Raw genomic sequence first — 24,482 nt, forward strand, 5'->3', positions numbered from 1 at the left:
AAAGCAACCTAAGGATCAGAACCCTCTGACAGTTTTTCGCAGCCGCCTTCGGGCAGACATTGTTCACCTGGTTTGCACCATTTGCCGTATCCGCAGTCGATGGCTTTGATCGGCACGCAACCCTGATGGTCCGAGCATTTGAATCCCGGACGGCACTGCGAGCCTGTTTCTTCGCACAGGAACCATCCCGGACGGGAACACCCCCCACCCGGCAGACAGGACGAGCCGCGCGCACAAGTGCGGCCATCCTCGCATATCGTAGGAGGGGCTGTACCCGGATCTGGTGTGATCCGTTCACATTCGCCGCGCCCATTGCAAAAACTGTCACCGGGGCAATCCAGACGCGATGTGCATTTGTTCACGCCTGCGGGTGCACAACGCGCTCCTCCCGCTACGCAGCGTTCAAACGGGCCGCAGCTGCGCCCGCCACCGCAATAGGTGCCGCCCAGCGGTATGCAGTGCCCATCAAAGCTGCATCTTTGACCGCCGGAACAGCAGGTGGTGCCGCATTTGAACTGGCCCGCACGGCACTGGCCCTGTGCGTTGTGGAACGTCGCCAATGCCGGATTGCCGGTAAGCACCAGCCCAAGCCCGATCAGGAGGATTCGCAAGGTTCTGAGCATCGTGCCCTGATGGTCGGCGCGACAGAGCGACCGATCAAGCCCAATTCGCTTTCCATCAGCCCTCAGGCGGGTAAATTATCCATATGGAATCGGGCTTGGACTATTACTCTGCACGGGCCTTGCTGGAATGGCAGGTCGAACTGGGCGTGACCGAGGCAATCGGGGATACTCCGGTTGATCGATATTCGGTGCCGGACACGTCACCAAAGCCCAAGAAGGCAGAGGTTGCGGCAGCCATCCCGTCAAAGCCCGGACAGGCCGACCCGGTAACGGTTGCGCAAGCAGCGGCCAAGGGGGCAGGGTCACTGGATCAGCTGCGCGATGCGATGGAAGCTTTTGATCACTGCGAGCTGAAGCGCGGTGCGCGGCAGTTGGTTTTTGCTGATGGAACGCCCGGTGCGCGGGTGATGATCATTGGTGAGGCTCCGGGCCGCGACGAAGACCGCGAGGGCAAGCCCTTTGTCGGGCGCGCGGGCCAGTTGCTGGATCGCATGTTGGCCGCGATTGATCTGGATCGCAGGCAGAACGTCTATATCACAAATGTGCTGCCGTGGCGGCCCCCACAGAACCGTGACCCAAAGCCCGAAGAAATAGGGATGATGAAGCCCTTTCTGGAACGTCACGTGGCGCTGGCCCGGCCCGAGGTTCTGGTGGTAATGGGCAATATCAGCTGTCAGGCTGTTCTGGGGAAACGCGGGATTACCCGATTGCGCGGCCAGTGGGATCAGGCGATGGACCTGCCTGTGATCCCGATGTTTCATCCAGCTTATTTGCTGCGCCAGCCGCAAATGAAGCGGCAGGCCTGGGCTGATCTGCTGGAGTTGAAAGCCCGGCTGCGAGGTGAGTCATGAAGGTCTTGGCGTTCTCCGATCTTCATATGGCGCGAAACCGCGCCGCTGATCTGGTAGCCGCCAGCGCTGATGCCGACCTGGTCATCGGCGCAGGGGACTATTGCAATATGCGGCAGGGTCTGGATGAGGCGATGCAAATGCTTTCGGGCGTTTCAGCGCCGCTGGTCCTGATACCCGGGAATGCCGAAAGCGCAGAGGATCTGGGCAAAGCGGTGCCCGAGGGTGTGCATGTTCTGCACGGAACGGGAATGACAGTGGATGGATTGCGCCTGTTCGGGCTTGGCTACGGTGTTCCACCCACACCGTTTGGTGATTGGTCCTGTGATCTGACCGAAGGTGAGGCCGCCGAACTGCTGGCGCGCTGCGGCGGAGCAGATATTCTGATTTCGCACTCGCCGCCCAAGGGTCATGGGGATGTGACCTCGCAAGGCGTGGCTGTTGGTTCGGTCGCTGTCCGGAACGCGATCGAGCGGATACAGCCTCGTTTCACGTTTTGCGGCCATATTCACGACAGCTGGGGATATCGCGGCTCGATCGGCCGCACCCGGATCGCCAACCTTGGTCCCAAGGTAAACTGGTTCGAGGTCGCCGTATGATTGAGTTGGTAACGCTGCTTGCCTTCATTCCCGCTGCACTGGCGCTGAACCTGACACCGGGCGCGGATATGATGTTCTGTTTCGGTCAGGGTTTGCGATCAGGTCCGCACGCCGCGATTGCCGCAAGTGCCGGAATTTCCGCGGGTGGAATGTTACAGGTCCTTCTGGCTGGGCTGGGCCTTGGCGCGGCGGTTGCGGCCTTGCCATGGCTGTTCGATGTCATTCGCTGGGTTGGTGTTGCATACCTGTTGTATCTTGCCTGGGGTGCTGTTCGAAATGGCGCAGTGTCGGCCGAGGCCCCCGTCAAACCGGCTCGGTTGTCCTTTCGGGATGGGATGCTTGTCAATCTGACGAACCCCAAGGTTATTCTGTTCGTTCTGGCCTTTATCCCGCAATTTGTAGACCCGTCGCGGGGGTCGGTCCTGATGCAGTTTTTGATCTTCGGCACAATCATCGGCATCGGTGGGTTCGTCGTGAACGGGCTGGTTGGTGTTTTCGCCGGAAGCGCGGGGCGCCATCTGGTCTCGAATCCGCGCGCCTCACGTATTCTGGGCTGGATTACAGGGGGCATTTTTGCGGCCCTTGCGGTCCGGCTTGCCATTCTGGAAAGGGCCTGACACCACATGTCGCGCATTGACGAAACCATGGAGTTCATCCCGGTTAAGATCGCCGTACTGACTGTTTCGGATACCAGATCGATGGAAGAGGACCGCTCGGGTCAGACATTGGTGGACCGGATTGAAAAGGCTGGCCATGTCGTCGCGGATCGGAGAATAATTCGGGACGAGCGCAAACAGATCGCAGAGCAGTTACGCGCGTGGGTGGCGGACAAACAGATCGACGTCGTGATTTCGACCGGCGGCACGGGTCTGACTGGGCGCGATGTCACCGTCGAGGCGCATCGCGATGTCTATGAAAAAGAGATCGAAGCCTTTGGCACTGTCTTCACGATCATCTCGATGGAGAAGATCGGAACTTCGGCGGTGCAGTCGCGGGCGACGGGGGGCGTTGCGGGGGGGACATACCTGTTCGCCTTGCCCGGCAGCCCGGGGGCCTGCAAGGACGCGTGGGACGGTATTTTGGAAAAACAGTTCGATTATCGCCATCGCCCGTGCAATTTTGTGGAAATAATGCCCAGATTGGACGAACATCTGCGACGGAAGTAGACTGGTCATACGTTCCATTCCGTATAATCGCCTTGTGGCTTGGCATATTTCCTGATCCAGCTACATGTTGTGGACGGCAGCGTGGTGCAACCGGGGTAACTGATTGATGCGATTTCTGCGGCATAGTCTTGTCGGTATTTTTCTGGCGTTTCTGGCGCTGGCTTTGTTGTTCGTTGCTGCACAGATGATCGTTGGGGCCGTTCAGGAGGCTTTGACGCACGATAACGCGACACCTCCCGCTCGAGAAAGGATCTTTTCTGTTTCGGTTCGGCCTGCCGAGGCGGAAACCGTCACCCCATATCTTGAAGCTTTCGGAGAGGTTCAAAGCCGCCGCAGGCTGGAGTTGCGCGCGGCGCTTGGTGGTCGCGTTGTCGCGCTGGCGGAAGACTTTGAAGATGGTGGAATTGTTGAGGCTGGCGAAGTGCTGGTTGAACTGGACCCGGCAGATGCGCAATCCGCACTGGATCGGGCCAAGTCCGACCTCTTGGACGCTCAGTTTGAAGAGCGCGATGCAGAACGCTCGTTGCTGCTGGCGCAGGACGAGCTGAAATCGGCTGAGGCTCAGGCGGAACTGCGGGAAAGGGCGTTGCAACGTCAACGCGATCTGGAATCTCGGGGCGTGGGGGCCGCCGCCAGCGTGGAAGAGGCCGAACTGGCTGCCGCAGCGGCGCAACAGGCCGTACTGGCGCGGCGTATTGCGCTGGCACAGGCTGAATCCCGTGTGGATCAGGCATCAACCCTGTTGGCCCGCGCCATGATAGCACTGGAAGCTGCGGAACGTGATCTGGGCGACATGACAATCCGGGCAGGCTTTGGCGGTACTTTAACGGATGTGACGCTTGTGGAAGGGCGGCTGGTATCGGCAAATGAAAAGCTGGCTGAACTGGTTGATCCCAACGACCTTGAGGTGGCATTTCGGGTGTCAACTGCGCAATATGTGCGGCTTCTGGATGGCGGTGATCGTCTGATCAACGCGCCGGTCACCATATCGCTCGAAGTGACAGGGACCGATCTGACTGCGATTGGCCAGATTAGCCGCGACAGCGGGTCTGCCGGTGAAGGCCAGACCGGGCGGTTGATCTATGCCCGCTTGCAAGAGGCATCTGGGTTCAAACCCGGGGATTTCGTTACGGTCTCTGTTCAGGAGCAACCTCTTGCCGGAGTTTACCGGTTGCCGTCCTCGGTCCTTGATGCATCTGGAACAGTTCTTGTGCTTGGACCTGACGATCGATTGGAAAGCTTGCCGGTTCAGCTGATCCGCCGCCAGGGGGACGAGGTTCTGCTGCGGGGCGACGGTTTGGAAGGGCGAGAGGTCGTCGTCGGGCGAACCCCCCTGCTTGGGTCGGGCGTGCGGGTGCGGCCCCTGCGGTTTGAGGCGGGTGCAGACCCCGGAATGGTCGAGCTGACGGACGAGAAACGAGCCGAACTTGTAGCTCAGGTCGAAGCGAACAGTGCGATGCCTCCAAAGGAAAAGACGCAGGTTCTAACCCGGCTGCGCGAAGCTCGTGTGCCGACATCTTTGGTTCGCAGTATTGAAACCAGGGCTGGGGGATAAACGCCATGATGCGCGAGATACCTGGCGCGGCGGGTGGCATTCTCAGTTATTTCACGCGGCATCGGACAGTTGCCAACCTGCTGTTGCTTGTCATGCTGGTTCTTGGCGCGGCGGCAATCCCGAACATGCGGGCGCAGTTCTTTCCGGACGTCATTCTGGAACGCGTCGATGTATCCGTAACCTGGGATGGTGCCGGGCCCGAGGACATGGACGCCGGGATCGTGCAGTTGCTGGAACCTGCGTTGCTGGCCGTCGAAGGGGTGACCAGTACCGAGGCTTCCTCGCATCCGGGCTGGACCCGTATCAGGCTGGAATTCGAACCCAACTGGGATGTGTCCCGTGCTGTTGAGGAAGTCCGGACCGCCATAGACGCTGTCACAGATCTGCCGGAAGACGCTGAGGAGCCCAAGATTCAACGTGGTGCGTGGCGTGATCGGGTGACGGATGTAGTGATCACAGGGCCGACCGATACTGCTCAGCTGGCGAAACTGACGGATGAGCTTGTCAATCGTTTGTTCGCATCGGGTGTGACCCGCACAACGATCCGGGGTATTGCCGCACCGCGCATCGTTGTCGAAGTCACCACAGCGCAATTGATTGCCAACGATATCTCAATGGCGGAAATCGCGGCGGCGATCGGGGCCGAAGTCACCACGGATCCTGCGGGCGATGTGGAAGGCGCCGGGGCTCGTATCCGGGCAGGAACTGAGAAACGTACACCCGAACAGATCGAAGGCATCGCGCTGCGGGTGAACGAAGATGGGTCGAAGCTGAAGGTTGGTGACATAGCAACACTTCGGATCGAAGACGTCACCCGGCACCGCAGCTATTACGTGGGCGACAATCCCGCCATGTCCATCAGAGTGGACCGGTCGAACCTGGGCGATGCGATAGGTATTCAGCACACGGTCGAGGATGTAGCCCGCGAGATGCAGGCCAGCCTTCCTGAAGGTGTGAGAATTGATCTGATCCGCACCCGGGCGCAAGCAATTACCGACCGGCTAAATATCCTCGTGGATAACGGGCTGATGGGGTTGGGGCTGGTTGTCATCCTGTTGTTCCTGTTTCTGAATGCGCGCATTGCGTTTTGGGTTGCTGCAGGCATTCCGGTGGCGATGTCGGCGGCGATCGCGCTGATGTATCTGGGCGGTCTGTCGCTGAACATGGTTTCCCTGTTCGGTCTGATCATCACCTTGGGGATCGTCGTAGATGACGCCATTGTCGTGGGAGAGCACGCCGATTATCGCGCCCGTCGATTGGGTGAGACACCTGTGGAAGCCGCTGAGCGTGCCGCCCGTCGAATGGCAATGCCGGTTCTGGCCGCCACAGTAACGACCGTGATTGCGTTTTTCGGCCTGACGTTGGTTGGAGGACGTTTCGGAGAGCTGATCCGCGATATCCCCTTCACGGTGATCGCAGTTCTGGTTGCATCGCTGGTGGAATGCTTCCTGATCCTGCCCAATCACATGGCGCACGCAATTGCGCATTCGGCCAAGGAACACTGGTACGATCTGCCGAACCGTGTCGTCAATCGTGGCTTTCGTTGGGTCCGGGATCACTTGTTCCGCCCGCTGATCGCCTGGGTGATCTGGGCGCGTTATGTGGTCGCGGCGTTGATGATTGCTATTCTGGCCAGTCAGGTTGCATTGTTCATTCGTGGCGACGTGAACTGGCGGTTCTTCAACGCACCTGAACGCAGCTCAGTCAGCGGCGGGTTTATCATGCGCGAAGGGTCGACCCGGTCAGATACGCTTGAAATGATGCGCATTCTACAGGATGCGACCAACGAGCTGGGCCGGAACTACGAAGAGCGTCATGGCCGAAATCCAATTGACTATGTCCTGGCCGAGGTTGGTGGCAATGCCGGGCGTGCGCTTGCTGCGGCTGACGGCAAGGACGGCAGTGTGCTGGGGGGCATTTCGATTGAATTGATCGACGCCGATCTGCGCCCATATTCGAGTTTTGAGTTTGTGGGCGAGCTACAGGATTTCGTACCGCGCCACCCCAAGGTCGAGGTGATCAGCTTCCGCGGTTGGCGGTCCGGCCCCGGTGGCGACGCCATCGACGTGCAGTTCTATGGCTCGGACGTAAATGTCCTGAAAACCGCATCAGAAGATCTGCAAACCGCGCTGTCTAAGTTTCCTGAAGTCTCGGCGCTCGAAGACACTCTGGCATATGACAAGGAAGAGTTTCTTCTGGACCTGACAGCGCAGGGTCAGGCGCTGGGCTTTCGGATCGAAACGCTGGGGCGGGCTTTGCGCAACCGTTTGAACGGGATTGAGGCCGCAACCTTCCCCGACGGGCCGCGCAGTGCCGAGATCCGTGTCGAACTGCCCGAAGGTGAACTGACGGCAGATTTTCTGGAACGAACTCTGATGCGTTCTCCTGATGGGGTCTACGTACCTTTGGCTGATATCGTTTCGGTCGAGCGCAAGTCCGGGTTTTCGACGGTTCGGCGTGAAAACGGCCTGAGGGTGGTTTCGGTAACAGGTGACATTTCGGAAGACGATCCGGCACGGGCCGCCGAAATTGAACGCGTGATGCAGGACGAGATCCTGCCCAATATCGCAGCCGAAAGGCAGGTTGAGTGGCGCATGTCGGGTCTGAGCGAACAGGAAAACGAGTTCCTGTCCGAGGCCCGCAACGGTCTGATCCTGTGCCTGACCGGTATTTACCTTGTACTGGCCTGGGTTTTTGCCAGCTGGACACGACCCCTTGTGGTCATGGCGATTATTCCCTTTGGCCTAGTCGGGGCGATTTGGGGCCATTACATCTGGGAGGTGCCACTGAGCATGTTCACGGTTGTCGGGCTGCTGGGCATGACAGGGATCATTATCAACGACTCGATCGTTTTGGTGACTACGATCGACGCATACCAGCAGGATCGCGGGTTGATTCCGTCGATTCTGGATGGCACGGCGGACAGGTTGCGACCTGTCATGCTGACCACGCTGACGACGGTTCTTGGGCTAGCGCCCTTACTATACGAAGGCTCTCAACAGGCGCAGTTCCTGAAACCGACAGTAATCACACTGGTCTACGGGCTTGGTTTCGGAATGTTGCTGGTGTTGGTGCTTGTGCCCGCCTTGCTGGGAATTCTCAATGACGTGGCACGTCCGATGACAGCCATGCGCCGTGCTGCACGGGCCCCTGACAAGGTTGTTCGTGGCGCGTTGGCCGGAACCGGCGTGATGCTTGGGATCTGGTTTGCCTTGACGATGATCTGGCCCGCCGTCAACGGTGCACCGCTTGCCATGCTACAAAGCCTTTACCCCGGTGAGGATGGCATTGCCGCATTGAAAATGGGGTTGGGCGCGTTTGTTGTCGGCGCTGTGCCGATTGTGATTCTGAGCATTGTTGCTTCAGGTATGCTCTATGGTCGCCTCACGAAATCGGCAGGTGCTTAAACCGCACGCAAGGCATATTCCATTAGCTCTATGACGCGCGCGCTCATGGGCAGGTTGCCCTGGCGTATCTGATCAATGGGAAACCACCGGGCATCAAGTGCGTCGTCACCGGCCCTCGGCGTGCCCGAGCGATACTGACATGCGACCCCGACCAGTAGGTAATGGGACACGACCAGCCCATCTGGGGTTCGGCGCAGAAGGTCCAGATTGTTCAGATAATGTGACGGTTGCGCGATCACCGAGGTTTCTTCCAGCAATTCGCGTTGCGCCGCTTCCAATACGGTTTCACCCCATTCGACATGGCCACCAGGAAACCCCCACAGCCCTGCGTCGGGCTGCTTGCTGCGCTGAACCAGAAGAACCTGATCCTGATGCAGAACAACGGCCAGGGCACCGATTTTTGGCGATTGGGTCATGAATTCAGCCTGCGCTGCAACCCTGAATATCAACTGCGTGATTGGCGCCCAGAACCGTAATCCGGATTTCAGACCGATCCAGCGCAAAGGGTGTGCCCGATGCATTGATAATCTCGGCCTCGGCCACCAACGTATCACCTTGCCGTTGCGCAATCGGCTGCGACGCCCAGAGGGAGGGATTGCCGGGTTCGATCACAGCCACTTCATGACCACCTGCCGATGGCATGGTCACCCGTGCTTCGATACGCATACCATCCTTCGTTGGCGTCAGACGACACGTGGCACTGGACACACGAGCTTCGGCTGCGGAATAGGGGCGTTGCGCCAGTGCGGCGGCAATCGCGGGATGGCGCCCGGCATTGGCGTCGAGCGTGTGGTCAAAGCCCAGACGTTCCGGAATACAAACGTCTTTGCAAACGCCCAAATCCATTTCGCCCTGCAATCGGACCGGCTTGGCAGGGTTGCGCGGCGTAATCTCAATCGGAAGAACCAGTTGGTTCTTGTAACCGATCGACTGCAACCCGTACTGATCAAAGACATCAGGGGCAGGCCATGTGATCTCAACACGCCCGACATTGCTTGAGCGTTTCCAGTTGATTTCCGGCGGGATGCCAGCATCTCCTGGCGCGCGCCAGTAGGTTTTCCAACCATCCTCGAGCGTCAGCTTCAAGGCGGTAAGATAAGTGCCGTTTGCAGTCCGGCCGCCATCCAGAATATCCAGCCGAACCACACCATCCAGACCCTGTGCGGCAACCGGGACGGACAGTTGCAGGCAAGCGATTGCGGCGACGGCAGTGTGTTTCATCGACATCTTCATCCTTCTTAAATGCGTGGCGTTGGCCCGGATTCCAAGTCACGTTCTGTTCACTGGGATGAATTCCGCCAAAATACCTGTTGTTCTCTTGCCAATGGACATGCTGCGGGGCCATTGTTGAGGTGTTCTGAGAAAGAGATGGCGGCCCATGGACCTGACCGGAAAACTGTTGATTGCGATGCCCGGTATGGGGGATCCGCGATTCGACCATTCGGTTGTGTATGTGTGCAGCCACGGAGACGATGGTGCGATGGGTTTGATTGTGAACAAGCCCTCGGACCTGCGGATTAAGACCTTACTGGGTCAGCTGAACATCGCCTGCCGTATTCCGATTGTCGGAGAGCGCCTTGTGCATTTTGGTGGGCCGGTCGAGATGTCGCGCGGCTTTGTTCTTCACAGCGCCGATTATGAGGCCAACCTGCATTCAATGCAGATTTCCGAGGACTTCAGCATGACGGCGACACTTGATGTGCTCGAGGATTTGGCGTCAGGCAGCGGGCCGCTGAACTCGATGCTGGCGCTGGGTTATTCTGGCTGGGGTCCCGGTCAGCTTGAGGATGAAATTGCCATGAACGGCTGGCTAACCACCGAGGCAACGTCGAAACTTGTTTTCGATGTGCCCGATGATGCGAAATGGGAGGCAGCGTTGGCTACTTTGGGCGTGGACCCGCTGACCCTTTCTGCCAGCGCGGGGCGCGCCTGATCAGCTGTCGCGGGGTGCAGCAGCACGCCGCAGCCGGTCATTGATTGCCACCCCCAATCCCGTGCCCGGGATCGGAGAAACGGCAATCGGTCGCCCGGTTTCGTTCAGCTGATGCAGAAACGCAAACAGATTTGCCGCTGCTTCGGTCAGGTTGCCAGTGACGGACAAGTTCAGGTCGCACTCAACCTGTCCAAATCCCAGCAACACCTCGTCACCCTGACGGATTTCGGCATTCAAACGGACCGGGGCGTCCGGCGCATAGTGTGATTGCAACTGGCCGGGGGCGGTCAGAAGATCACCGGATTGATGCAAATGCAATCGCGTTTTCAGCGTCTCTTCGACCTGCTCCAGCGCGATGCCACCTGGACGCAAAAGTGCAGGTTCCCCGGCCAGGCCGATGATGGTGGATTCAAGCCCGACATCGCACGGCCCGTCATCCAGAACAGCCGCAATCTTGCCGCCAAGACCCGACCAGACATGACTTGCCGTGGTCGGACTGATCTGACCCGACGGGTTTGCCGAAGGCGCCGCAACCGGGCCATCAAATTCGGCCAGCAGCGCGCGCGCTGTCGGATGTGCCGGAACGCGGACGGCCAGCGTATCCAAACCTGCGGTCACCAGCGATGAAATCCCGTGCCCTTCGCGCAAGGGCAAAACCAAGGTAAGCGGACCGGGCCAAAAGGCCTGTGCCAGATGCTCGGCCTGATCTGACCATTGCACATACCGTTGCGCCGCGGCGACCGATGCGACATGTGCGATCAGCGGATTGAAGCTGGGCCGCCCCTTGGCCTCGTAGATAGACGCCACCGCCTGCCCGTTGCGCGCATCGCCGCCCAGACCGTAGACCGTCTCGGTCGGGAAAGCGACCAGAAGGCCCTGCCGCAACATATCTGCAGCCCGCGCGATGCCGCCGGGATCCGCCGTCAATTCCTGAGTGCCGGTTGAGATCATAACTGGTGACGCCGCGTTTTGGTTGCTTGAAACATAAGGGACAGTAGGTAATTGATCCAAGCTCATACGCTTACCGGCGCTTGCCCACAATTCCAAGCCTGCCGATATGTTCTGAATTGTTAGCCTTCGAGAGTGATCATGCCCTACCGCACCCCAATTTCAGATTACCAGTTCCTGCTGGACCATGTGGTCGGGTTCGACCAGGTCGCTGCGACGGATAAATTTGCTGATGCCAGCGGGGATGTGGTCAATGCGATCCTGACCGAAGCTGGAAAAATGTGCGAAGAGGTGATGGCCCCTTTGCAGCGCCCCGGTGATCTGGAACCCGCACGACTTGAAAATGGCGTGCTGCGAACTTCTCCGGGATATGCAGATGGCTGGAAGGCTATTGCTGAAGGTGGCTGGATCGGGATCAGTGGTAATCCTGAATACGGGGGGATGGGGTTGCCTATGACCATCACCACGGCGGTCAACGAGATGATGAGTGCCGCTTGCCTGTCGCTGCAACTTGCGCCGCTTATGTCTCAGGGCCAGATCGAGGCGTTGGACCATCACGCCAGCGACGAATTGAAAGCGCTGTATCTGCCTAAGATGATGACGGGGGAATGGTCGGGCACCATGAACCTGACCGAAGCTCAGGCCGGGTCGGATGTCGGCGCGTTGTCTGCGAAGGCTGAGCCGAACGGTGACGGGACATATTCGATCACCGGTCAAAAGATCTTCATCTCGTGGGGCGATACCGATTTCACCGAGAATGTCTGCCATCTGGTACTGGCCCGCCTTCCAGATGGGGTGCCCGGCACCAAAGGGATCTCGTTATTCCTTGTCCCCAAATTCCTGCCTGATGAAAATGGTGATCCGGGCGCGGCCAACGATCTGAAAGTGGTTTCGCTGGAACACAAGATGGGCTTGCACGGGTCACCCACCTGCGTGATGCAATATGACAAAGCCAAAGGCTGGCTGGTGGGCGCCGAACATGGCGGTATGGCGGCCATGTTTACCATGATGAACAATGCGCGTCTGGGTGTGGGCGGACAGGGCGTGGGTGTGGCCGAAGGTGCATATCAGCACGCGTTGGCCTATGCGCTGGAACGGAAACAAGGCAAAACGCCGTCCGGGACGATTATCGACCATGCGGATGTGCGCCGTATGCTTTTGGATATGCGTGCTGATGTTTATGCCGCGCGCGCGATCCTGTTGGCCAATGCGGTTGCAATTGATATGGCAGAGGCCACTGGTGACGCCGATTGGGCTGCGCGGGCCGCGCTGTTGACGCCGATCAGCAAGGCGTTTGGTACTCAGACTGGGATGCGTGTGGCTGAAACCGGGGTCCAGGTGCATGGTGGCATGGGATATATTGAGGAAACCGGAGCGGCACAGTTCTATCGCGATGCGCGTGTCACCGCGATCTACGAGGGCACCAACGGCATTCAGGCGATGGACCTTGTGGCGCGGAAGATGATGGACGGGGGCGAGGCTGCTTCGAACTTGCTGGATGAGATTGAAGACCAGGCTGAACGCGCCCGTGCAACACTGCCTGATCTGGCGGGCCCTGTTTGGGAAGCCACCGAAACGCTGCGCGAGGCGACAGAATGGCTGGTGGCACAGGACGATATGAATAACCGCTTTGCAGGCGCAGTTGCTTATCTGCAGGCATTTGCCCGGGTGCTGGGCGGGCATTATCACCTGACCGCAGCCCTTGCCGACCCAGAGGGGCCGCGGGCGAAACTGGCGCGGTATTATATCAACGCCCTGTTGCCCGAACATACGGGCCTTTTGGCACGGGCACAGAACGGGGCGGATGACCTTTTCGCGCTGAGCACGGACGAGTTTGCAGTTTGATGGACGGGGATCACGTATTGGGGATCAGATATCCGTGGTCTGAACCGCCCGCGCAGGGCGAAGCCACCGAGATTGCCCAAGGTGTTCTCTGGATGCGGTTGCCCCTGCCTATGGCGCTGGACCATGTAAATATCTACGCACTGGACGATGGCGACAGCTGGACGGTGATCGATACGGGGCTGTCCTCGAACAAGACGCGGCGCATCTGGGAAGCATTGATGGCCGGACCTCTTGCAGGCAAGCCGATCAGGCGGGTGGTGGTGACTCACCACCATCCCGACCATGTTGGCAATGCCGGATGGTTTCAGACGGAACACGGCGCCGAGCTGGTGACAAGCCGCACCTCGTGGCTGTTTGCGCGGATGCTGACGCTGGATGTGCAGGAAACCTGGCCGCAAGAAACGCTGGGTTTCTATCGCAGCGCGGGCATGGCATCCGAAGTTTTGAACAAACGGATGGCGGACCGGCCCTTTAATTTTGCCGACACGGTCTATCCCATGCCGCTGGGTTTTACCGGGATCAAGCAGGGTGACGTGATCCGTATGGGCGGACGTGACTGGGACGTTCATATGGGCAATGGCCATGCACCGGAACACGCCACCTTCTGGAGCCGCGATGACAATCTGGTACTCAGCGGCGATCAGATCTTAAGTTCGATCAGTCCCAATCTGGGTGTCTATGCGACCGAACCCATGGCCGATCCAGTGTCAGGATGGATGGAGGCCTGTGAGAGGCTTCAGGCGCTCGCCCGTCCCGATCATCTGGTTTTGGGTGGGCACAAACTGCCCTTCACGGGTCTGCCGTTGCGTATGAAGCAGCTGATTGACAACCACCATGGCGCGCTGGAACGGCTGCTGGATCATCTGGATCAGCCCAAATCTGCCGCTGACTGCTTTATGCCGCTGTTCAAACGTACAATCCGCGAGGGTGAGTATGGCCTTGCGCTGGTCGAGGCGGTTGCACATGTAAATCACCTCTACCACATTGGTGCAGTAACCCGGACGCAACGCGCGGATGGGGCATGGTTGTATCAACGCAAAGGGTAGACGAATGCAGGACCAGATCGAAACCTCGGCCGAGGCCGCAGAAGCCGCAGCTTTGCCAAAGTGTTACGAGGTGCACGCCGATCCCAAAGCCGAATCCGGAAGCAAAAAACTGCCCGAGACGTTGAAAAAACCGGTGGCTAGCAAGAGCCCCGCACAATGGGCATACGAGCGGTTAATCCTGTACATCCAGAATTTCGAACAGACGCTGGACGGTGATCATGAGGTCGCCATGGGGTTCACCGGTGGCGACGCGGGCGTGATGCGGATCGAGGGGATGGGTTATTTCGACCCTGACATGATAACCTTTTACGGGTCAGATGGGACCGGAGCCCGCACGCAATTGGTGCAACATGTCAGCCAGTTGAACGTGATGTTACGTGCGCTTCCTAAATCGGTTGAGGACAAGCCAGCCAACCGCATCGGGTTCCGCCTGGCTGCGGACCTGAAAGACAGCTGACTTGCAATTCACGTTTGCGCGCCTTTGAATGACTGTACCAGTTCGGAGGCGACCGCGTGAGCAGATATTTCCATGCCGTAACACATGCCTATGCGGGGGCCTGGGCCCGGCGTCGGGTTTTTGTGCCAATTTATTTCGCTGTGCGATTGCTGCTTGTGGGGCTGATTGCGCCAGGGGTGGCGCTGGCGGTCAATCTGGCAGTTTCCCTGTCTGACCAGACGGCCTTGACCGATCAGGACATTGCCATGTTCCTGCTGTCTCCGGTCGGGTTTATCTCGTCTGTTGTGGTGCTGAGCCTGTTTCTGCTGGCCGAGGTCTTTGTGTTCTCGGTCATGGCCGGTTCGCTGCGAATGGGCGAACAAGACCCCTGGCGTGCCGGCAGTGCGGCGCTCGCATTGATCCTTTCCCGTTTCCCGGCGTTGTTCGGATTTGCCGTGCGTTTCATCCTGCGCGTCCTGTTGCTTGCCCTGCCGTTCGTGGCCGTTGCCGGCCTGATCGCGTGGTGGACGCTGACTGAATATGACATCAACTATTACCTGACCTTCCGCCCCCCCGCCTTCAAGGTGGCGGTTCTTCTGATCGGAATGGTTGTTCTTATACTGGCGTGGCTTTTGATCCGCCGCCTGTCCGCCTGGGCGCTAGCCCTGCATCTGGTCCTTTTCGAACGAACTGCGCCCCAAGCAGCGTTTGCCCAAAGTGCGCAGAAAATGGAAGGCAAGCGCGGGCGGCTGAAGATCGAACTTGCCCTTTGGCTGGGAATGCGCCTTGTCGTCGCCGCTTTGATTGCCGCAGTGGCCAGCCTTTTGTTTACTTTCGTACCCGTGCAGGACGGCGGCAACCTCAAGCTGGCCCTGACCTTCAGTTTTGTCGTCGCAGGGCTGTGGTCATTGGCGGGGCTGGTTCTGGCGGCAACGGCGCTGGGCGCGTTGGCCGTCTTGTTGGACGGGTTTTTCGATATTGACGCAAAAAAGATCGCCCACCCAGAACCCCGGAAAATTCGGGCGCCTGTATTTTTGACAGTGGGCGCATCCCTTGCCGCGTTGGTTATTGGCCTTTGGTCAGGTCAAAGTCTGCTGGAACGTGTGCAGGCCCCGGATCATGCCGAGGTCATTGGCCACCGGGGTGCTGCGGCCTTGCGGCCGGAAAACACGATGGCCTCGGTTCTGAAAGCCATCGAGGACGGCGCGGATTGGGTTGAAATCGATGTTCAGGAATCTGCGGATGACGTGATCATCGTGGCCCATGACAGCGATTTCATGAAGCTGGCGGGTGTTAATCTGAAGGTCTGGGATGCCACAATGGCGGATGTGGCCGATATCGACATCGGCAGCTGGTTCGACCCGGAATACGCCTCGGAACGCACGCCAACTCTGCGTGATGTGCTGGAGGCGGCCAAAGGCAAGTCCAGGGTTCTTATCGAACTGAAATACTATGGCCATGATATCGATCTGGAAAACCGGGTGATCAAACTGGTGGAAGAGTTGGAGATGCAGGACGAGGTTGCCACCATGTCGTTGAAATACCCGGCTGTCCAAAAGATGAAGAAACTGCGCCCGGACTGGCGTTCGGGTGTATTGGCGGCCACAGCCGTTGGTGATCTGTCGGGGTTGGAGGGCGAGTTTGTCGCCGTTAACGCAGGGATGGCGACGCCGGGTCTGATCCGAAAGGTTCACGATGCCGGCAAGGATATCTATGTCTGGACAGTGAACGATCCGCTGCAAATGTCTAAAATGGCGTCTATGGGCGTTGATGGTCTGATCACCGACCGCCCGGCCATGGCCAATGAGGTTCTGCGCGTGCGTGCCGAAATGGGACCAGCAGAGCGGCTGATGTTGTGGTTGGCCACGGCGTTCGGATTACAGGTCGACACCAAGGCGATGCGCGATGAAAGCCCTTAATCTGTCGCTGCTGTTACTCATCATTCCGCATGTTGCCTTGGCACAGGACTTGATGCGCCGGTTCGAAATGCCTGCCCATCGCGCCTTGATGGACCAGAGCGACGGAGCCGAGCTGCAACCATTTGAAACAGACGGGTGCTCGGGTGGGTTGTCCGCAAGCTGGCGCTGGGTGGCAAAGCAATTCCCGCAGGTTGGTGAACTTTTTGAAGAACATCCACCTTGGGAAAACTGTTGTGTGATCCACGACCGGGCATATCACAATGCTGGCGGCGCGGATTCGGCCGAGGAAAGCTATGACGCGCGTTTGGCGGCGGACGATGCCCTGCATGCCTGTGTTGCGGCGCATGGAGATCTGAATGCCGACGAATATGCGGATCGCTACGATATGGAACCTGATCAGATCCGCACCATTCATGCGATCACTGCGGATGCCATGTATGGGGCGGTTCGTTTCGGTGGCGGGCCGTGCAGCGGCCTGCCCTGGCGGTGGGGGTTTGGGTATCCAGGATGCTCGGTCCTCAAGTAAGCGCGCCCTGCGCGCGAATGACGTGGTGACAGGCGTATTGTTTTCCATTATCCAACAGGTCAAACACGCGAATTGGGATTCTGAGACTCATGGCTGAATACAAGCACGGCGAAATGAACATCGACGTTCAAACCAAAACTTTCAACGGTTTCATCAAAGCCACCACTTGGTGTGTGGTCGCGATCGCCTTGTTGTGCCTGTTCCTGGCAGTTTTCGCCTCGTAAGCAATTCGGGGGCGGCTTTGCTCAGGATATTGACTGCGTGCCTCGTGGCCGCAACGCTGGCTGGTTGCGCTGCATCACAGCGCCCGCAAGCGGATCAGACTGAAATTACGTCCCGCTCCTATCGCGATCCGGGGCCATCGACCCTGACCTTGTACACGATGATCAGCACCCGAACCGGTTCGGGTGCGCATACGTCGTTGATGATCAGCGGCAGTGAGCGGGTTATTTTCGACCCGGCAGGATCGTTCCGGGCGGATGTTGTACCGATCAGGAACGATGTGCTGTACGGTATTACCCCGAATGTCGAACGTGCGTATCGCAGCAGCCACGCCCGCGAAACACATTATGCGCGCATCCAGACGATCGAGGTCACTCCGCAACAGGCCGAAATTGCATTGCAACTGGCCAAGCAGATGGGCCCGGTGGCTGGTGCATTCTGTGCGAACTCTACCTCGCAGCTGTTGCAGCAGGTTCCGGGGTTCGAACAGATCACGACCACATTCTATCCGGTCAAACTGTCGGATCAGTTTGGGGCCTTGCAAGGCGTTCAAACGGCGGAGTACCGTGAAAACGACGACGCGGACCTGCAGAAGGGACTGGCGTTCAACAATGCGCGCCTGAACCAGCTGGACGCGGCTTCATCCAACTAAATACAGCAATATGTAAAGTGTTGCCGCCCCGGTAAAAATGGCCGCCAGCACGTTCTTGGTTAGAATGCCCACAGACAATGCAACCGCTGCGGCCGACATACGGGGGATATCCGGTTGTCCTTCGGTGGCCGCAGGCCAAACCACCAGCGGCGCGATCAGTGCGGGCAGGATGGCCACGGCAGTATATCGAAGGTGACGTAACAACCAGGGCGGCATCGGGCGATCACCGACGAGACCGATGAAGGTAAAGCGCAAAGCATAGCTGCCCACCGCAAGACCCGCGATGATGATCCATATTGTTGTCTGATCGATCTGGTTCATGGCGCGTTCCGCTTTAGCATCAATTCTGCCTGCGCACCGGCCATCATCCCTGCTGCGCCCGCGATCAGCAGGCCCAGATTGAACGGCACACTCACGGTCAGCAGGGCAACAACAATGGCGACCAGGGCGGCGATGACATGGGCCAGCGTACGCATCATTGGCCCAATCATCGCCAGAAAGGTGATCGGCAGGGCAAAGTCCAGCGCCCAGCTTTCCGGTATTTGAGCACCCAGCACGGCACCCAGACAGGTTCCCAAAACCCACAGCGGTGTGATCGGAGTGACCGAACCCAGGAAATAGGCCATTCGCTGGGGGATCGTCAGATCAGGCTCTTTTTCGAACTGCGCGATTGAACAGGCGTAAGACTGATCCACGATCAGGTAAGCCGCACATGCTCTCTGCCACAAGGGCGCGGCACCCAGATACGGCGTCAGCGACGCGGAATACATCGCGACCCGCAGGTTCACTGCCAGGGCCGAGATCAAAACGATGATTGTCGGCGTTTCATCCTGCAGAAGTTGCAGAGCTGTGAACTGCGCCGCGCCTGCAAAGACGGTGATGGAAAAGGCGATGGTCTGTACGATATTCAACCCGGCTTCTGTCGAGAAAACACCGAATAACAGACCAAAAGGCACAGCCACGAAGACAAACGGCGTGCCGTCGCGAAAACCTTTCCAGAAGTATGACTTGGATGTGGCAGAGGCCATGGCTAAATCCTATGGTGACGCCAGCAGCAGTATCGGTCTTGTGAAGGGGTTGCAATTGGTCACCGAATCCGACGTGTCAGACTATATAATCGCTCCTGATCCGGGCGCGGCCCGCCTGACCCGTGCGGTCGAGGGGGTGGACCAGAATGGCGAGGTCAGTCAGATTTCAGTGGTTGAAGAGCGCCCACTGACGATCTTCCTCAACGCGCAGGAAATTGTGACGGCGATGACCATTGGCGACTATCCCGAATATCTGGCGCTGGGTTTTCTGCGAAATCAGGGCATGCTGCTGGCTGGTGATGAGATTACCCGTGTCGATTACGATGATGATCTTGAAACCGTAGTTGTCCGCACCGCACGCGCGACTTCGTACGAGGACAAGCTGAAGAAAAAGACGCGCACCAGTGGTTGCGCTGTGGGCACAGTATTCGGGGACATGATGGAGGGCCTTGAGGGCGTTCAGCTGCCGCAAGTGCAGGTGCGGACCTCGTGGCTTTACGAACTGGCGGCCAAGATCAACCGCACCCCGTCGCTGTATCTTGAAGCCGGGGCAATTCATGGGACTGTCTTGTGCCGGGAAAACCGCCCGCTGGTTTATATGGAAGACGTGGGTCGCCATAACGCTGTCGACAAGATCGCAGGCTGGATGCTGTCCGAGGGGGCGACGGCAGAGGACAAAATCCTTTATACCACCGGTCGCCTGACATCGGAGATGGTGATCAAAACGGCGATGATGGGCATTCCCGTGTTGGCGTCCCGTTCCGGATTCACCGCCTGGGGTGTTGAGATCGCGCGTGAGGTCGGCCTTACGCTGATCGGCCGGATGCGCGGACAGCGCTTTGTTTGTCTTTCCGGTGAGGAACGGTTGGTTCGTGATGTGGATCCGTCGACGGTTGTGGCCGAAGACAGGAAACACAGGCGGAAGAGTAGCCAATGAGTGATGAAAACAGGAAACCCCTCGGCGTCATCCTCGCAGGCGGGCAGGCCACCCGGATGGGCGGCGGTGACAAAGGTCTATTGCAGATTGGTGGGCAGAGCCTGCTGTCCCATGTCGTTGACCGGCTGTCTCCGCAAGTCGATGGTTTGGCCCTGAACGCAAATGGCGATCCCGAGCGTTTCAGCGATCTGACGCTACCCGTTCTGCCTGACTCGATCGAAGGCTTCGCTGGCCCTTTGGCCGGTGTTCTGGCGGGGCTCGATTGGGCGGCAGATCAGGGGGCCGACAGCATCGTAACGGCTGCCGCAGATACACCGTTCTTCCCGCGTGATCTGGTGGCGCGCCTGCAAGAGGCGGCAGCGGGGCAGGTGCATCCTCTGGTCTTGGCCACTACTCCGCGAACGGGCGACGAGGCGCTGAAATCCGGAGGGGGCAGGCGGGTCAACCGGCACCCGACCTTTGGGCTCTGGCCTGTGGCGTTGCGCGATGATCTGCGGGCGGCTCTGACGGACGGGTTGCGCAAGGTCGTGCTGTGGACTGATAAACATGACGGACGCGAGGCTTTGTTTCAGGCTGACCCGTTTGATCCGTTCTTCAATGTTAATACGCCTGACGATCTGGACCGCGCCCGGACATTGTTGGAGCAGGTATGAGGGTCTACGGCGTCACCGGCTGGAAAAACGCGGGCAAAACCGGGCTGATGGAACGGCTGGTGGCCGAAATCACGGGGCGGGGCTTTACCGTCTCAACCGTCAAACACGCGCATCACGGCGTCGATGTAGACCAACCGGGCACGGATAGTCATCGTCACCGCGTTGCTGGCGCCAGCGAGGTGTTGCTTGCGTCGGGGCGGCGCGTCGCCTTGATGCAAGAGCTGCGCGGCGCGCCCGAGCCGCCATTGGGCGAACTGCTGGCGCGGCTTTCTCCGGTTGATCTGGTGCTGGTTGAAGGCTTCAAACGGGAAGGCCACCCAAAGGTCGAGGCGTTTCGCGCCGAGGCAGGAAACCCTCTGATCGCGATTGAAAACGATACCGTTCGAGCCGTTGCCAGCGACACGGCGCTGGAACTGGATCGCCCGGTTTTCGACCTGAACGACACAGTCAGGATCGCGGACTTCATATTGGATGAGGTCGGTTTGTGACCCTGTTCCAGACCTTTGCCATGGTGGACTGGTCTGGTGGAAATGACACAGGACCAACGCCGCGCAAAGACGCGATCTGGGTCTGTATTGTGCGTGAAGGGCAGGCACAGGAACCCGAATACCTGCGCAACCGGGCGCTTGCCGAAGCGTGGCTGGATGCCCTGATCCGCACCGAACTGAAGGCAGGTCGTCGCCTGTTTCTGGGGTTTGATTTCCCTTTTGGATACCCGAAGGGTTTTGCCCGCGCGATGACCGGTACGGATGACCCCTTGACCTTGTGGGACTGGTTCGAACAGCATGTCGAAGACGGTCCGAAAACGAACAATCGTTTCGACTTGGCAGGCCGGATCAATCGACAATTCGGAGGAAGAGGCCCATTTTGGATGAATGGCCTCGGGCGTGACATTGATGGTTTGCCGAGAACCAAAACGGGCTATTCCAATCCGTTTTCCGACCGTCGTGCGGTTGAAGCCTTGGCAAAAGGCAGTTTCACCTGCTGGCAGATGGCGGGTGCAGGCGCGGTCGGTGGGCAGGTGATGATGGGGCTTCCAGTTCTAAGCAGGCTCCGCCATCGCTTTGCCGGACAAGTCGCGGTCTGGCCGTTCGAGCCGTTGGATAGACCCGTTGCCTTTGTGGAAATCTGGCCGTCGCTCACCTTGGGTGCGCCACCGGACGGGCGGATCAAGGATGCCTGGCAGGTCGAACAGGTCGCCTTGACTCTGTCGCGTTTGACAGAGCAGGAGTTGAATGCGCAATTAGATGTTTCAGCGGCAGAGGAAGGCTGGATTTTGGGTGTTACACAGAACAAGCCGAACATAGCCCCGCCACCGTTGCGCAACGACTGTTTTGCGCTGCCAGCGGGTGTGGAGTGGACGCCGGTTGATGACGCCTTGGCCTATTTGCGCGACAGGTTGCATCCGATTACCTCGGTCGAGGTGGTCGCGCTGAATAAGGCGAGTGGGCGCATTCTGGCAGAAGATGTGACAGCCCAACGTTCCAACCCGCCGCAGCCGAATACAGCCGTGGATGGGTTCGGGTTCGCTGGTCCGGTTTCAGATGGGCCACAGGTCCTGCCGCTGGTCGATGGGCGTGCAGCAGCCGGTATCCCGTTCGACGGTGATGTTCCCGAGGGTCAGGCAGTGCGCGTTCTGACGGGTGCCGCGCTGCCTGACGGGGTGGATACGGTTATTCTGGAAGAGGATGTCACAGTTAAAGACGGGCATATCGCATTCCACGGCCCGCTGAAAAAGGGGGCAAATACCAGGCAAGCGGGCGAGGATGTGGCCGCAGGCGATCTGGCCCTGCCTACAGGGCGCCGATTGACACCGGCTGACCTTGCGCTGCTCACCGCTTTGGGCATTGCCGAGGTGAAGGTGCGCAAACCGCTGCGTGTCGCCGTGGTATCGACCGGCGATGAACTGATCGACGCCGGAGAGTGCGCCGGACCGGGTCAGATATTCGACGCCAACCGCCCGATGCTGTTGTCTCTGGTCGAGAGATTGGGGTTTGTACCTGTGGATATGGGGCGTGTGTCAGATGATCGGGATGCCCTGCGGGAACGGCTGGACCAGGCTGCGGAACAGGCAGATGTGATACTGACGAGTGGTGGCGCATCTGCTGGTGACGAAGACCACGTATCTGCCTTGCTGCGCCAGGCGGGGGCGATGCAACATTGGCGGATCGCCTTGAAACCCGGTCGCCCTCTGGCTTTGGGGTTGTGGTCCGGAACTCCGGTCTTTGGACTGCCCGGCAATCCCGTTGCCGCCTTGGTCTGCACCTTGATCTTTGCGCGACCGGCGCTGGGCCTGATGTCTGGCGAAGGCTGGATCAAGCCGCAAGGGTTCGAAGTGCCCGCTGCCTTTGAAAAGCGCAAGAAACCGGGCCGCCGCGAATACCTGCGCGCGCGCATACGGGAAGGCCGGGTTGTAGTCTTCAAGTCAGAAGGATCAGGCCGGATCAGCGGGCTCAGCTGGGCCGAAGGGCTGGTCGAAATAGAAGATGGTGCCCGGCATATCCAACCCGGGGATATGGTTCGGTTTATCCCGTATGGCAGTTTTGGGTTGTGAAAATCACGGTCTCACGCGGTTTTTCTGATGCGGAACGCCCACTGGTGGCGACCCTGTTCTGGCAGGCATTTTCGGCGAAACTGAACAAAGTCATGGGTCCGGATGAAAAGGGGCTGGCTTTCTTCGAAACTTCGTTGAACCCGGATTTCGCGCTTGTTGCACGGGACAAGGAAGACCGGATTTTGGGGCTTGCAGGTTTCAAGACACGCGATGGTGCATTGGCCGGAGGCGGAATGTCAGACCTAGCAAAGGTCTATGGCTGGCTTGGGGCCATTTGGCGCGCCCTCATCCTCAGTATTTTGGAGCGCGAACTGAAACCCGGCGTGTTTCAGATGGATGGCATATTTGTGGCCGCGGGCTCGCGTGGCAAAGGGGTTGGTACTGCCTTGCTGGATGCCGTTAAGTGTGAAGCGCGGAAACAAAACATGTCAGTGGTTCAGCTTGACGTTATCGACACAAACCCCCGCGCCCGCGCTTTATATGAGCGCGAAGGATTTTGGCCTGTGGGGGAAGAAAAAACCGGGCCTTTAAGTTACGTGTTTGGTTTCAGCAGCGCGACCAAGATGTCTTGGATCGTTTTGCCTGATTAATCAAACGTCCCGGCCACGCGCCCCAGCAACATGAACGCCCGCGCGGTGCGGGTCTCACCCAACGCGCTCAGTTCTGCATCGCTTGCGGTGGGCTCGAACTCGGCCATCATCTTGTCGAAGCGGCGAAGAAAATGGTGGGCGGCGTCGCGAAAAATGGGATCCTGTTTCATCCGCGCAGCTGTCAGCGCCAGCGAGGACCGGTCGCGTACACCCCCCAGCGAGGCGACAGCGCGACCCCGCGCGCCCTGCGCGAACTGACGCCAGATTTCGGGCCGGGCCATGTCAGGACGCAGGTCGTCCATGTAGATGCCTTCCTGGCTGAGCAGTGTAAGAACATCCTGCGAGGCTTGCACGATCTGCGCCGTCTTGCGGTCTTTCAGCGCCACGCGCAGGGCGTTGAACCCTTCGGTGTCATTCTGAGTTTCCGGGAAGTTCAAGGCGCGGATAAAGATATCGATGCTCAGCGGTGGCGCAATTTCTTCCGCAGATGTGCCCAGTTCAAGCGAGGTTTGAGCACCCGCAACGAGTGGTTTTGCAGGGGCGTAAGGGGGCGTTGTGCGCTTGGTCGAAAATGTTGCCAGCGTGCTTTCGGTTTTTCGCGTCGCGGCTGCGATCTCATCCAGTTTCTTGGCCACCGCCGGTTCGTAGGTGCTGGATGCGCGCTGCTGCTGCGCCACATAAGCCTGACGGATCGCATCAATCGCAGTTTGCAGCCGCGCGCTTTCCTCGCGCATCACGCGGCTGGCCCGCATGGCAGTGGCTGCGACCCAGATCATCGCCACAGGCATGAAAACGGCCAGAAAGGTGACAACAAAACCGCCGCTTTGCCCCTTATCCGGCAACACCAGAAAAACAACCGACACCACCAGCCAAATCAGGCTGAGCACCAGCGCGGCAATCTCAATCTCGGTGACAGACAGTGTCTTTGGGCGGTCATAGATGCCCAGCGAAGTCGGTCTTTCAGTTTCCGGGTCAGGTTTGTGCCCCGACATTAC

General features: G+C 58.9%; 26 protein-coding genes. 19 read left to right on the forward strand and 7 right to left on the reverse strand.

All coding sequences use genetic code 11. The features are described 5' to 3' along the window. Positions 1–8: 8 nt before the first annotated feature. Positions 9–623, reverse strand: coding sequence for a scavenger receptor class F, member 2 (locus tag ACR0AP_RS10270; protein ID WP_480506678.1), 615 nt, complete (start codon positions 621–623; stop codon positions 9–11). 83 nt (positions 624–706) lie between these two features. On the opposite strand from ACR0AP_RS10270, the gene ACR0AP_RS10275 reads away from it, so the two are divergent. From ACR0AP_RS10275 to ACR0AP_RS10300, 6 genes are all read left to right on the forward strand, one after another. Beyond that, positions 707–1,474: a uracil-DNA glycosylase gene (locus ACR0AP_RS10275; RefSeq protein ID WP_480506679.1), complete on the forward strand. Its 768-nt coding sequence runs from the start codon at positions 707–709 to the stop codon at positions 1,472–1,474. Then, the gene (locus ACR0AP_RS10280) at positions 1,471–2,070 is read left to right on the forward strand and encodes a metallophosphoesterase family protein (protein ID WP_480506680.1); all 600 of its coding nucleotides are present in this window, start codon (positions 1,471–1,473) and stop codon (positions 2,068–2,070) included. The genes ACR0AP_RS10275 and ACR0AP_RS10280 overlap by 4 nt, the downstream gene beginning before the upstream one ends. Then, complete coding sequence (locus tag ACR0AP_RS10285) at positions 2,067–2,687, forward strand: LysE family translocator (RefSeq protein ID WP_480506682.1); 621 nt, start codon at positions 2,067–2,069, stop codon at positions 2,685–2,687. The genes ACR0AP_RS10280 and ACR0AP_RS10285 overlap by 4 nt, the downstream gene beginning before the upstream one ends. Positions 2,688–2,693: 6 nt before the next feature. Next, positions 2,694–3,236, forward strand: a complete 543-nt coding sequence (gene moaB, locus ACR0AP_RS10290; protein WP_480483061.1) for a molybdenum cofactor biosynthesis protein B — start codon at positions 2,694–2,696, stop codon at positions 3,234–3,236. A 106-nt stretch (positions 3,237–3,342) separates the two neighbouring features. Further along, the gene (locus ACR0AP_RS10295; RefSeq protein ID WP_480506818.1) at positions 3,343–4,791 is read left to right on the forward strand and encodes an efflux RND transporter periplasmic adaptor subunit; all 1,449 of its coding nucleotides are present in this window, start codon (positions 3,343–3,345) and stop codon (positions 4,789–4,791) included. A 5-nt stretch (positions 4,792–4,796) separates the two neighbouring features. Then, positions 4,797–8,198, forward strand: coding sequence for an efflux RND transporter permease subunit (locus ACR0AP_RS10300; protein ID WP_480506684.1), 3,402 nt, complete (start codon positions 4,797–4,799; stop codon positions 8,196–8,198). Here the strand turns inward: ACR0AP_RS10300 and ACR0AP_RS10305 are convergent. Both ACR0AP_RS10305 and ACR0AP_RS10310 read right to left on the reverse strand, forming a co-directional pair. Next, positions 8,195–8,614, reverse strand: a complete 420-nt coding sequence (locus ACR0AP_RS10305; protein WP_480506686.1) for an NUDIX hydrolase — start codon at positions 8,612–8,614, stop codon at positions 8,195–8,197. The two genes, ACR0AP_RS10300 and ACR0AP_RS10305, sit on opposite strands and share 4 nt — an antisense overlap. A gap of 4 nt (positions 8,615–8,618) precedes the next feature. Then, the gene (locus ACR0AP_RS10310; protein WP_480506687.1) at positions 8,619–9,419 is read right to left on the reverse strand and encodes a protein-disulfide reductase DsbD domain-containing protein; all 801 of its coding nucleotides are present in this window, start codon (positions 9,417–9,419) and stop codon (positions 8,619–8,621) included. Positions 9,420–9,576: 157 nt separating this feature from the next. Between ACR0AP_RS10310 and ACR0AP_RS10315 the strand changes: the two genes are divergently transcribed. Next, entirely contained in the window at positions 9,577–10,131 is a 555-nt protein-coding gene (locus ACR0AP_RS10315; RefSeq protein ID WP_209506616.1) for a YqgE/AlgH family protein, read from the forward strand. On the opposite strand, the gene ACR0AP_RS10320 is transcribed toward ACR0AP_RS10315, so the two are convergent. Next, a complete protein-coding gene (locus ACR0AP_RS10320; protein ID WP_480506689.1) occupies positions 10,132–11,082 on the reverse strand; it encodes an L-threonylcarbamoyladenylate synthase in 951 nt (316 codons plus the stop codon). Positions 11,083–11,220: 138 nt separating this feature from the next. On the opposite strand from ACR0AP_RS10320, the gene ACR0AP_RS10325 reads away from it, so the two are divergent. The 7 genes from ACR0AP_RS10325 to ACR0AP_RS10355 all read left to right on the forward strand — a co-directional run bounded on the left by ACR0AP_RS10325 (position 11,221) and on the right by ACR0AP_RS10355 (position 17,725). Then, complete coding sequence (locus ACR0AP_RS10325; RefSeq protein WP_480506690.1) at positions 11,221–12,924, forward strand: acyl-CoA dehydrogenase; 1,704 nt, start codon at positions 11,221–11,223, stop codon at positions 12,922–12,924. Continuing rightward, positions 12,924–13,970 (forward strand): MBL fold metallo-hydrolase, encoded by a 1,047-nt coding sequence (locus tag ACR0AP_RS10330; protein WP_480506691.1) that lies wholly within the window; start codon positions 12,924–12,926, stop codon positions 13,968–13,970. Before ACR0AP_RS10325 ends, ACR0AP_RS10330 begins: the two co-directional genes overlap by 1 nt. Positions 13,971–13,974: 4 nt before the next feature. Next, on the forward strand, positions 13,975–14,427 hold the full coding sequence (locus ACR0AP_RS10335) for a DUF6173 family protein (RefSeq protein WP_267364542.1): 453 nt from the start codon (positions 13,975–13,977) through the stop codon (positions 14,425–14,427). A gap of 56 nt (positions 14,428–14,483) precedes the next feature. Next, complete coding sequence (locus ACR0AP_RS10340; RefSeq protein WP_480506693.1) at positions 14,484–16,325, forward strand: glycerophosphodiester phosphodiesterase family protein; 1,842 nt, start codon at positions 14,484–14,486, stop codon at positions 16,323–16,325. Continuing rightward, positions 16,312–16,851 (forward strand): hypothetical protein, encoded by a 540-nt coding sequence (locus ACR0AP_RS10345; protein ID WP_480506694.1) that lies wholly within the window; start codon positions 16,312–16,314, stop codon positions 16,849–16,851. The genes ACR0AP_RS10340 and ACR0AP_RS10345 overlap by 14 nt, the downstream gene beginning before the upstream one ends. A gap of 89 nt (positions 16,852–16,940) precedes the next feature. Further along, the gene (locus ACR0AP_RS10350) at positions 16,941–17,075 is read left to right on the forward strand and encodes an aa3-type cytochrome c oxidase subunit IV (protein ID WP_267364539.1); all 135 of its coding nucleotides are present in this window, start codon (positions 16,941–16,943) and stop codon (positions 17,073–17,075) included. Between the two features lie 17 nt (positions 17,076–17,092). Continuing rightward, entirely contained in the window at positions 17,093–17,725 is a 633-nt protein-coding gene (locus tag ACR0AP_RS10355) for a hypothetical protein (protein ID WP_480475007.1), read from the forward strand. Here ACR0AP_RS10355 and ACR0AP_RS10360 read toward each other — a convergent pair. Together ACR0AP_RS10360 and ACR0AP_RS10365 are read right to left on the reverse strand one after the other, a co-directional pair. Further along, entirely contained in the window at positions 17,714–18,046 is a 333-nt protein-coding gene (locus ACR0AP_RS10360) for an AzlD domain-containing protein (RefSeq protein WP_267364537.1), read from the reverse strand. The two genes, ACR0AP_RS10355 and ACR0AP_RS10360, sit on opposite strands and share 12 nt — an antisense overlap. After that, a complete protein-coding gene (locus ACR0AP_RS10365) occupies positions 18,043–18,753 on the reverse strand; it encodes an AzlC family ABC transporter permease (protein WP_209598672.1) in 711 nt (236 codons plus the stop codon). Before ACR0AP_RS10365 ends, ACR0AP_RS10360 begins: the two co-directional genes overlap by 4 nt. Between ACR0AP_RS10365 and ACR0AP_RS10370 the strand changes: the two genes are divergently transcribed. The 5 genes from ACR0AP_RS10370 to ACR0AP_RS10390 are packed head-to-tail and all read left to right on the forward strand — an operon-like array spanning position 18,752 to position 23,487. Continuing rightward, on the forward strand, positions 18,752–19,690 hold the full coding sequence (locus ACR0AP_RS10370) for a formate dehydrogenase accessory sulfurtransferase FdhD (protein WP_480506695.1): 939 nt from the start codon (positions 18,752–18,754) through the stop codon (positions 19,688–19,690). The genes ACR0AP_RS10365 and ACR0AP_RS10370 overlap by 2 nt on opposite strands. After that, on the forward strand, positions 19,687–20,343 hold the full coding sequence (gene mobA / locus ACR0AP_RS10375; RefSeq protein WP_209506605.1) for a molybdenum cofactor guanylyltransferase MobA: 657 nt from the start codon (positions 19,687–19,689) through the stop codon (positions 20,341–20,343). The genes ACR0AP_RS10370 and mobA overlap by 4 nt, the downstream gene beginning before the upstream one ends. After that, positions 20,340–20,831: a molybdopterin-guanine dinucleotide biosynthesis protein B gene (mobB, locus tag ACR0AP_RS10380; RefSeq protein ID WP_480506696.1), complete on the forward strand. Its 492-nt coding sequence runs from the start codon at positions 20,340–20,342 to the stop codon at positions 20,829–20,831. Before mobA ends, mobB begins: the two co-directional genes overlap by 4 nt. Next, positions 20,828–22,897 (forward strand): molybdopterin-binding protein, encoded by a 2,070-nt coding sequence (locus ACR0AP_RS10385; protein WP_480506697.1) that lies wholly within the window; start codon positions 20,828–20,830, stop codon positions 22,895–22,897. The genes mobB and ACR0AP_RS10385 overlap by 4 nt, the downstream gene beginning before the upstream one ends. Beyond that, positions 22,894–23,487 (forward strand): GNAT family N-acetyltransferase, encoded by a 594-nt coding sequence (locus ACR0AP_RS10390; protein WP_480506698.1) that lies wholly within the window; start codon positions 22,894–22,896, stop codon positions 23,485–23,487. The genes ACR0AP_RS10385 and ACR0AP_RS10390 overlap by 4 nt, the downstream gene beginning before the upstream one ends. On the opposite strand, the gene ACR0AP_RS10395 is transcribed toward ACR0AP_RS10390, so the two are convergent. Then, the gene (locus tag ACR0AP_RS10395) at positions 23,484–24,479 is read right to left on the reverse strand and encodes a hypothetical protein (RefSeq protein ID WP_480506699.1); all 996 of its coding nucleotides are present in this window, start codon (positions 24,477–24,479) and stop codon (positions 23,484–23,486) included. The two genes, ACR0AP_RS10390 and ACR0AP_RS10395, sit on opposite strands and share 4 nt — an antisense overlap. Between the last annotated feature and the right edge of the window lie 3 nt (positions 24,480–24,482).

The organism is Ruegeria sp. AF7 (assembly GCF_056541885.1).